Below are 10,582 nucleotides of genomic sequence, written 5' to 3' on the forward strand. Positions count from 1 at the left end.
AGGATTAGCTGACCCATTATGTCAACTCGTATAAGAGAAATCCCCTACAACTATACTTCTTTCTCAGATCGCGAAATCGTTATTCGATATCTGGGAGAACCGATGTGGGAAATTCTGCAACAGTTACGTGAACAACGCAAAACAGGCCGCAGTGCCAAGATGCTGTTTGAAGTGTTGGGCGATATGTGGGTCATCACGCGCAATCCGTATATTCAGGATGATTTGATTGAAAACAGCAAGCGCTGGGATTCTCTGCGTCATGCTTTGCATCACCGTTTGGATCAGATCCGTCAACGCGCGACCGAAAACGATAATCAACTCGCATTACAGCTGGAACAAGCAGCCCGTAAGGCAGTAGAAAAGTTCGAGCGTGAATTGCTGGCAACTGCAGATCGTCGGAAAGTGGTGATGCGTCGTCTTAGCCGTGTCACCAAAAAACACAATATCTGCTTTGATGGTTTGTCCCGAGTTTCACATGTAACTGATGCCACAGACTGGCGCGTAGAGTATCCGCTTGCAGTTATTAAACCGGATACTGAAGCAGAAATGGCTGCCATTATCGCCGCCAGTATCGAGTTGGGATTAACGGTTATTCCACGCGGTGGTGGTACCGGATATACCGGTGGTGCGATTCCTTTGACCGCTGACAGCGTTGTGATTAATACCGAAAAGCTGGAAGGCTTGGGATCGGTGGTCTATCGAAAACTTCATGGACGTGATGATGAAGTAGCTACGGTCAGGGCGGAAGCAGGGGTCGTTACCCGACGTTTATCTGATCTTGCTGGCAAACATGGTCTGGTATTTGCGGTTGATCCTACCTCACAGGATGCATCCACTATCGGCGGTAACGTGGCGATGAATGCCGGCGGTAAAAAAGCCGTTATGTGGGGAACTGCGCTGGACAATCTGGTCTCCTGGAGAATGGTGACCCCCGATGCTACCTGGATGGAAGTAGAGCGGCTTAATCACAACATGGGCAAAATCCATGATATTGAGATGGCAACTTTCCGTATCAGCCGTTTTCAGGCCGATGGCAAAACCTTATTGGAAGAGCCGGAAGACATTGCGATTCCCGCTCAACAATTACGTAAGCTCGGCTTGGGTAAAGACGTTACCAATAAGTTTTTGGGCGGTTTGCCCGGCATTCAGAAAGAAGGCTGTGATGGCCTGATTACCTCTGCGGTATTTGTATTACATCGTATGCCGCAATTTATTCGTACCGTGTGTCTGGAATTCTTTGGTAACGATCTGAGTAAAGCCGTGCCGGCAATTGTGGAAACCAAAGACTTCCTCGATAACAACAAAAAAGTGTTGTTGGCAGGCATGGAACATCTGGATGAACGTTATGTGAAAGCCGTGGACTACAGCACCAAGGCACCGCGTTCTGAATTACCAAAAATGGTTTTGCTGATTGATATCGTCGGTGATGATGAAAATGCTGTTGCCGAGGCCAGCTCTGAGGTCGTCCGACTATCAAATGCTCGTGAAGGTGAAGGTTTTATTGCGGTAAGCCCTGAAGCTCGTGCCCGTTTCTGGGCCGATCGGGCGCGTACGGCGGCCATTGCGAAACACACTAACGCTTTCAAAATTAATGAAGACGTAGTTATTCCATTGGAACGTCTGTCTGAATATAACGACGGTATTGAGCGTATCAATATTATTCATTCCACCCAGAATAAATTACGCATGGTGGATGCAGTACTGCAGTTTTTAAGCAGTCAGCCGAAGGAACTCAAACAAACTGTCAAAAAACTGGATGACAGCGCTGAAAATGACGCCATTCTGCAATCCAAAATTGATGCAGCATGCAGTCATTTACGTGTGGTGCAGACTCGCTGGAAAGAGGTTTTAGATAATCTGGATTCAGTGGCCTTGAATCATCGCGAACTGTTAGCCGATGAGGTAATTAATCTGCTGGCGGAAAGCGATACCTTATTTAATGTGTTGCAGCGACGTGATCTTCGCGTTTCCTATCGTAAAGAGGTTGAAAAACCGCTTAAAGAAATGTTCCAGGGACAATCGCTGGAAGCATTACGTAACAAGCTGGATGAAATCCATAAAGAGTTGCGTTCAAGCCGTTTATTTGTCGCCACGCATATGCATGCCGGTGATGGTAACGTGCACACCAATATTCCGGTGAACTCCAACGATTATCAAATGATGCATGAAGCAGAATTGATCGTTGATGATGTGATGAAACTGGCAGGTGATTTGGGCGGCGTTATTTCAGGTGAGCATGGTATCGGTCTGACCAAGATGCAATATCTGGACAAAGCTACCATTGATGCCTTTGCCGGTTATAAACAAAAAGTCGATCCGTTTGGTCGTTTCAACGCCGGTAAATTGCTGGCAGGCTCTGGATTGGAAAATGCCTACACACCATCTTTGAGATTATTGCAGCAGGAAGCGTTGATCCTTGAAGCCAGTGATTTGGGTGAGATAAACAACGATATCAAGGACTGCCTGCGTTGCGGTAAATGTAAACCTGAATGTACTACACACGTGCCACGTGCCAATTTGTACTATTCACCGCGTGACAAGATCCTGGGCACTGGCTTGATTATGGAAGCGTTTCTCTATGAGGAACAAACTCGCCGTGGCATATCTGTACGTCATTTTGAAGAAATGAATGATGTGGCTGATCATTGCACGGTTTGTCATCGCTGCCTGAACCCATGTCCGGTGAATATCGACTTTGGTGATGTGTCGATGAAATTGCGTGCCGTGTTGAAGAAACAGGGCAAACGTCATATGAATCTGGGCACTTGGTCTTCGATGGCTTATCTGAATGCCACTGATCCATTGACCGTTAAAATCATGCATAAAACCATGATTCAAATGGGCTTCAAAGCTCAGCGACTGGCGCATGCGGCAGCCAAATATCTCGGTATATTAGCTAATCGCAAGAAAAAACGACCATTGCCTACGACGGGTAAAACGCCCATTCGGGAGCAGGTTGTTCATTTTGTCAAAAAACCGATGCCTGGCAATCTGCCAACACGAACCACGCGGGGTATGTTGGGTCTGGAAGATGACAAGATGGTGCCGATCCTGCGTGATCCAACCAAAGTCACTGAAGATTCCGATGCGGTGTTTTATTTCCCGGGTTGTGGTTCCGAACGTCTGTTCAGCCAGGTCGGTTTGGCAACATTGGCGATGTTATATGAAGTGGGTACCGAAACGGTATTACCACCGGGGTATTTATGCTGTGGTTATCCACAGGCTTCTATCGGTGATGATGAAAAATCGACGGCGATTTCCACCAGTAACCGGGTGCTGTTCCACCGCGTCGCCAACACGCTGAATTATATGGATATCAAGACTGTTATTGTGTCTTGCGGAACCTGTATGGATCAGCTGCTCAAATATGAGTTTGAAAAGATTTTCCCAGGCTGCCGCTTGCTGGATATTCATGAATATCTGATGGAAAAAGGCGTCAAGATGGAAGGTGTGGATGGTGTGCAATATCTGTATCACGAGCCTTGTCACACGCCAATGAAAACCTATAAATCCACCAACGTGGCTGCTTCCTTATTGGGGCAGCAGGTGACTTTGAATGATCGCTGCTGCGGTGAAGCAGGTTCATTTGCTGTGTCACGTCCTGATATTGCTACGCAGGTTCGATTCCGTAAGGAAGAAGAGATTACCAAAGGCATTAAAGAACTGACGGGGCAGGACAAGGCAGTAAAAGGCAATGTGAAAATGTTGACTTCATGCCCGGCCTGTCAGCAAGGTCTGTCACGTTACAGCGAAGATACCGGCATTGAAACTGACTATATTGTGGTGGAAGTGGCCAAACATGTCTTAGGTGACAAATGGCATACACAGTTTATTGATAATGTGAAAGCCGGTGGTATTGAGCGGGTATTGCTCTAAGCGAACCAATTTAAACCCCGAATGCAAAACTTTGCGTTCGGGGTTTTTATTTGTGAATCTTAATGATTGGGTGTAAGTGCTTCACCATTAAAACTTACACGATCCCAGCCATAACGCAGAAAGTTACGGATGTTCTGATGGTCTTCACCTGTTGGATTGAGTAGAACTTCACTGCGATAATAACGGCCGAAGCAGGCCAAGGTCTGTGATTCACCTAATTCATGCAAAATGCCAAAAAACAGAATTTTGCACGAGCCATTATTTTCTCCAGCCTCATTATGCAACTCACCATTATGAAATGCGGTAGGCGTGAACTGATAATTCGCATCAATTACAGCAATGGTATCTTCGAAATCCAGCGCCGACGGATTGTCATTCAATGTGCTGAGAAATGTCGCTAAATCCATATAAAAACTCCAAAATCAGGTAACAAAGCGGGTAAATGCGGCGACCGGCTCACGCGCTGTACGGTATTGATTCACCGCAGCATCAACATCTTCATAGCCCAAAGCCATGCCACAGACCAAAATACTGTCAGCAGGATAATGCAAAATGCTTTTGATTTGTTCGGCATATTCGGCCAATGCCGCTTGAGGACAGGTTGCCAAACCTCGGTCCTGAGCTGCTAGCATCAGATTTTGCAGAAACATACCAAAATCCAGGAAGGAGCCGGTCTGCATTTCTGCATCCATAAAAAACAGCAGCATCACTGGCGCATCAAACGCCCGGTAATTTGCTTCCCACTGTTGCCGTTGAGCCTGTTTGTCTTTTCGGTCAATCTGTAAACTTTGATAAAGCTGTAAACCACAGGCACGGCGACGTTCGATATAGGGTGGCTGCCAGGTTTCGGGATAATAAACATAATCTGGCGTTGGCTTGATGCCTTGCCGATACGCCATAACGAGATTATCGCGAATACGTTGTTTCGTTTCGCCGGTTACTACAGCAACTTGCCAGGGCTGGGTATTGGCACCGGAAGGTGCATAACGGGCAATATCAAGGATGTCATGGATAAGCAGTTCATCTACCGTTTTATTCAGGAACGCCCGGGTGCTGTGGCGCTGTTTGATAAGCTCATCAATCCTCATATTTTGGCTCAGCTTCTTTTAGTCTCAGCACAAAGCCTATCATCAATGCGGCTAAACCCAGCACCATCAGCTGCATACCAACATGTCCCCATAACATCGTGAGGGAAAAACTGAAGGCGATAACCAACATGATAATCGCCTGAATTTTAGTACGACGTCGTACAGTCTTGGTTTGATCCCATTGTTTTAACGGTGCACCAATCCAGCGATTATTCAGCAACATATTATGAAAACGTGGAGAAGTCTCGGCAAAACAGGCTAAAGCCAGCACCATAAACGGCGTTGTTGGCATGATCGGTAGCAATGCCCCAACGATTCCCAAAAAAACGCAGAACCAGCCGCAACTGAAGAGTAAATAATGTTTGATTCTTTTTTGCATAATGAAAAGCTGTGCTGTCAAAACCTTGGGCTTATTTGTAATAAAGGGTTGTCATTGCAGACAGCTAAAATGTTTAATGTCATTACCAAACAGTGATTATACGTGCTGGCAAATTCAATTGAGTTTGAAAATTTAGCTTAATTTGCAAAATCTGCACGTGTGTTCTTAGAAAGCAACAGCAATTATGTGACAAGCTTCAGCGGAAGATTATCTGCTCGACTACGTTTTTTTCGCCAAAGAGGGCTGACATGGAAACGCGAAACAAAAAATTTCAATTATCGATCCGCACTGCTGTTATAGCAGGTTTCATGTTTTCCAGTTTATTGGTGGCGGTGGTTGCTATCACGGTACAGTATTATGTCAATAAAAATGCGGCCGAGAGTTCAATTGCCTCGAGTAATCAACAGACACTGACGGATATCCGAGACTATCTTGCATCAATAGATTCCCGTGCTGAAAATGAAATTAATGAATTAAAACAATTACCCAGACTGATTGAAAATCCACAGATCACGGATGAAAGCCGACAGTTGCTGGTTGCGGTCATGCAACGTAATCCGTTATTCCAGTCTGTTTATCTTGGTCATCAAAATGGTGAAGTTGAACAGCTGATAAATTTGCAGGCTTCTCCGGCATTGCGTCAGCAGCTAAGAGCAGAAGAAGCGGACCGCTGGTTGTTAATCAAGATATTTAATCAGGGCGAACAGCAACAGCGGCGGTTGGAATATTATGATCGTAACTTTACGCTTCGCCATGCCTGGCAGCACCAAAGCGATATCAATATAAACCAGCAAGCATGGTTTTCAGCAGCGGAAACGGCCAAGGTCGCCAAAACCCAATCCTATTTACTGGCCGAGATTCAGACACCGGCCCAGAGTTATTCCATTAAATTGCCAGAAACTGAAACGGTGCTCGCCATCACCACAGAGTTATCCTCGCTATCTACCATGCTGAAAAACCGTGACACAGCCAGTGCGGCTGAAATCTATTTTTATGCCCAAACAGGCGGTGTGATTGCCTCAAATCAGCCTGAAGAGCCCTTACCATCATTACCTGCAGCGCCCAGACTTGAACTCAGTAACGCACAGTTAGCAATGATCCGAAGCAACCCTGTATTACGGGTGACCAGCGAAACGGACTGGCCACCGCTAAATTTTTCTAATAATGGGGTTCCCAGTGGCTATGCCGTCGATGTGTTGAATTACATTTCACGTATGACGGGTTTGGAAATGCACTTTGTCACTGGCGCAAGCTGGCAGGAATTAGCGACCAAGTTTGTCGATGGTGAACTGGAAATCATGCAGCCGGTTTTTTACAGTGAGTTTCGCAATTTTATGGGCGAAATGACCATACCATTTGTCGATGTTCCTTATGGTGTGATTACTAAGACAAACGACCCAATTACCTATATTTCGGAGTTAAACGGTAAAACTGTAGCTATTCCTAAGGGCTGGTCTTTAACTGAAAGACTGCAAGCGGAATTTCCGGAAATCAGCATTATCGAAGTTGAAACGATTCGAGAAGTTTTTGCAGCGGTTATTTCTGGACAGGCAGATGCCGGTATGGATACGGCGATTACATTGCAGTATATCGCCACACAAGAATACGCTGACGAGATAACAGTGCATCAAGGTGTTGATTTTGCACCGGCGCAATTACCCACCGGCTTACATTTTATGGTGAACCGTCAACGATCTGGGCTGGCTGATATCCTTAACCGTGCTCTGCAAAATTTGTCGGATAACCATCATCAGGCCCTGGTTGATAAATGGTTTAACTCAATTGATACGTATCGTAATCTGCAGGCTTTACAGCTTGAACGTTTCAAAAATGATGCCTTGCCGGTATCTGATGACTTGCAGTCGATCTCCCTCAATGATCGGCCATATTTTGTCTATCATCAGGCTGTTGCAATCAATGATGTTGAAAACCAGTATCTCACCATCATTTCACCGCAAAAAACGGTGATGAATGCGGTGTGGAGTAAAACTAAAAATGCCATGCTGGTTGCCGGCTTGATGTTGCTGTTGCTATTACCCGTTAGCTGGTGGTTTGTTTCGGTGATTTTAGATGCGCTGAAAAAAACTCAGATAAATATCGATCATCTTCAGCAACGTCGCTTTAGGGCTATCGAACCACACTCCAGTTATTTGCTGGAATTTAATGATTTAGACCGCAAGCTGAACGATTTAGCACTGGTGACTCAGGAGTATCAACAATCGCATCAGTACTGGACTGATAGCCTGGTGAAATCCGTGGCGCGGGCGATTGATGCTAAATCAGCCTATCCGACCCGGCATTGTGCATTAGTGCCGGAATTAACGATGCTGCTGGCAGATAAAGCGGCTGAGTCAACTGATACTGCTTTTACCGATTTTCAACTTGATAATGAAACCCAGCGCCGAGAATTAAGTTTAGCGGCCTGGTTACACAGTTTTGGCAAGATCACAACACCGGAATACCTGGTTGATAAACGAACCAAACTGGAAATGATCTATAACCGTATTCATGAAATCCGTATGCGGTTCGAAGTATTGTGGCGTGATGCAGAAATTGAGTTCCTGCAGCAATCGATTCAGCAGCCTGAAAACAGGACAATGTATGAAGAGGCGTTAAAGGTTAAACAGCTGCAGCTGCAAGATGATTTTGCCTTTGTCGCGCAATGCAATATTGGCACAGAGTTTATGGATCAGAATGCCAATGATCGACTGAAAAGACTGGCAAACAAAACCTGGCAAAGGCATTTTGATGATCAACTGGGTTTATCTCCGGTAGAGCTCGATCAGCTGCGGGCAGCGGCGCACAGTCTGCCTGCAACAGAGCAATTGCTTGCAGATAAGGCTGAGCACATTATCCCGCGTAACGCGAAAGCCACCGCAGATGCCAGTGCCGGGAATAAGAATCTTAATCAGCCGGAGCACGGCTTTAATCATGGCGAATTGTATAACCTCACCATTGAATCCGGTACGTTAACTACGGAAGAGCGTTTCAGAATTAATGAGCATATTCTGACGACTATCAAGATGCTTGAGTCGTTACCTTATGTTGAGGAGCTTTCCAATATTCCACGTTACGCAACCACACATCTGGAAACCATCAATGGTAGCGGTTACCCGCGAGGCTTAACCGCTGATGAGTTATCAGTGCCAGAACGCATCATTATGTTGGCCAATGTCTTTGAAGCATTAACCGCGGCTGACAGGCCATACAAAAAGGGCAAAACGCTAAGTGTGGCCATTTTCATTTTGCATCAACTTGTCGAACAAGAATTAATGGATCGGGATGTCTTTGAGTTATTTTTGAGCAGTGGTGTCTATAAACACTATGCGGAACGTTTTATGGCAAGCGAACAAATTGACGAAGTGGATATCAGCAAGTATCTCCAAGAGGACCGTTATATTTAAAGCTTAAGCGTTATAATGGCTAAACCAATTCTGGTGTTATTAGTGAGTTCTTGATGGCGATTCAATGGTTCCCAGGGCATATGCATAAAGCCGGGCTGGAGATGAAAAAAATCCTGCCGCAGATGGATCTGATCATTGAAGTGCTGGATGCCCGTCTTCCTTACAGCAGCTCCAATCCAATGCTGGCCACTATCCGGGGTGATAAACCCTGTATCAAAATATTGAACAAGGCTGATCTGGCTGATCCCGAGCTGACTCTTATCTGGCAACAGCATCTAGAGCAGGAACAGGGGATTAAAACGCTGGTGTTATCGGCTAATGAGACCTCCCGAGGCAAGGAGCTGATCGCTCTGTGCCAAAAACTGATTCCCAATAAAGCCAACAGTGTTAAAAAAATTCAGGCATTGATAATGGGGATCCCCAATGTTGGTAAATCGACATTGATTAATGCCTTGGCAGGAAGACAGATTGCCAAAACAGGTAATGAACCTGCTGTGACCAAAGTACAGCAACGCATTATTGTGGATGAAGTGGTAGTGTTACATGACACGCCGGGGGTCCTTTGGCCCAATCTGGAAAATCATGACAGTGGATACCGGCTGGCAATTACCCATGCAATTAAAGAAACCGCGTTTGAAAATCAGGATATTGCTTTATACGCCGTCAAATATCTTATGCAGCAATATCCCGATGCATTAACAAGCCGTTTTAATGTTGATGGCATGGCCGATAATGAACAAGTGATGTTGGAAAAGCTGGCTCACAAGCGAGGCTGTATTAAAGCGGGTGGGGTAGCGGACCTTGAAAGGATCAGTAAAATTTTACTGACCGAATTACGCGGTGGACAGTTGGGCCGGCTTACACTGGAAACCCCGGAAATGACGGAGCGTGAGTGGTTACAGGTCTTAAAAAGACGTGAAGAAAAAGCGGCCAAAAAAGCGGCGCGTAAAGCCAAGCGCTAGTTGATGGCAGCAAGCTGGCATCGAAACCTCTGACCGTACGTTGGGTCAATGTAGTTACTGTTATTGGAGCGTAGGTTTATGCGTATTTTAAGTGTTTTATTAATTTTCTTATTAACGGCTTGTGCTGCGCCGACCAAACCATCAATCCATGCAAAATCAAGTAACGATATTAGCTACGAGCAAGTTGTACAAAATGTTGAAGCCTATCAAGGTCAAATGGTGCGCTGGGGCGGCATGATTGGTCAGGTAGCCAATTATGAAAATTTCTCTGAGTTGACCATCGTACAATTTCCCCTAACCCGACATGGGGTACCTATCTCCACTGAACCGAGCGCGGGTCGTTTTATTGTGCGTAGTGAACATTTTCTGGATCCACTGATTTATTCACCGGATAAATTGGTCACCATTATAGGAACCGTCAAGACATTACAACTGCAAAAAGTAGATCAGAAAATGTTAAGTTTACCGCTGATTACAGTTGATCAAAGCCATGTCTGGCCACAAAATAATCCGACATCATCACGTACCTATAATCCTAAACATGACGCGCCATTTTTAGGCTATGGTTATTACGGTACGGGTACTTATGCCCCTTGATCGTCAATTAATTCATAGCCTTATTAATCTAAATAATAATTATTTGCATTTAGATTAATCCGTCTTTATACTGCATTCAACCTTATCAATCTTGCTGAGGTATCAAAAGATGCAGACTTCAAAAACGTATTTTCCGAAACAAAATGCCATACATGTGGCGTTTAGCCCTGATCGACTGGAAGCTTTAATCAGTCAGGGAAAACTACACGCTGCCGACTTTAACTGTCTGGACAAAAAGTCCAAACGCACTGTGTGGAGCATGCTGCTCGCCGCCGC

Annotated in this window: 7 protein-coding genes; 4 read left to right on the forward strand and 3 right to left on the reverse strand. The window is 45.4% G+C overall.

The genetic code is table 11. The annotated features are described in order from the left end of the window. Positions 1–18 precede the first annotated feature (18 nt). A complete protein-coding gene (locus Q7V21_RS13475; RefSeq protein WP_304917782.1) occupies positions 19–3,876 on the forward strand; it encodes a DUF3683 domain-containing protein in 3,858 nt (1,285 codons plus the stop codon). Between the two features lie 59 nt (positions 3,877–3,935). Here the strand turns inward: Q7V21_RS13475 and Q7V21_RS13480 are convergent, their stop codons facing one another. The 3 genes from Q7V21_RS13480 to Q7V21_RS13490 are packed head-to-tail and all read right to left on the reverse strand — an operon-like array spanning position 3,936 to position 5,343. After that, positions 3,936–4,283: a HopJ type III effector protein gene (locus Q7V21_RS13480; protein ID WP_304917783.1), complete on the reverse strand. Its 348-nt coding sequence runs from the start codon at positions 4,281–4,283 to the stop codon at positions 3,936–3,938. Positions 4,284–4,298: 15 nt separating this feature from the next. Beyond that, positions 4,299–4,964 carry a nitroreductase gene (locus Q7V21_RS13485; RefSeq protein WP_304917784.1) on the reverse strand — a complete coding sequence of 222 codons (666 nt, stop codon included), beginning with the start codon at positions 4,962–4,964 and terminating at the stop codon, positions 4,299–4,301. Then, positions 4,954–5,343 (reverse strand): YbaN family protein, encoded by a 390-nt coding sequence (locus tag Q7V21_RS13490; RefSeq protein ID WP_304917785.1) that lies wholly within the window; start codon positions 5,341–5,343, stop codon positions 4,954–4,956. Before Q7V21_RS13490 ends, Q7V21_RS13485 begins: the two co-directional genes overlap by 11 nt. 248 nt (positions 5,344–5,591) lie before the next feature. On the opposite strand from Q7V21_RS13490, the gene Q7V21_RS13495 reads away from it, so the two are divergent. The 3 genes from Q7V21_RS13495 to Q7V21_RS13505 all read left to right on the forward strand — a co-directional run bounded on the left by Q7V21_RS13495 (position 5,592) and on the right by Q7V21_RS13505 (position 10,306). After that, a complete protein-coding gene (locus Q7V21_RS13495) occupies positions 5,592–8,747 on the forward strand; it encodes an HD domain-containing phosphohydrolase (RefSeq protein WP_304917786.1) in 3,156 nt (1,051 codons plus the stop codon). Between the two features lie 53 nt (positions 8,748–8,800). After that, positions 8,801–9,709: a ribosome biogenesis GTPase YlqF gene (gene ylqF, locus Q7V21_RS13500; RefSeq protein ID WP_304917787.1), complete on the forward strand. Its 909-nt coding sequence runs from the start codon at positions 8,801–8,803 to the stop codon at positions 9,707–9,709. Positions 9,710–9,787: 78 nt separating this feature from the next. Continuing rightward, positions 9,788–10,306, forward strand: coding sequence for a Slp family lipoprotein (locus Q7V21_RS13505; protein ID WP_304917788.1), 519 nt, complete (start codon positions 9,788–9,790; stop codon positions 10,304–10,306). Positions 10,307–10,582: the final 276 nt, after the last annotated feature.

Source organism: Methylophaga sp. (assembly GCF_030651745.1).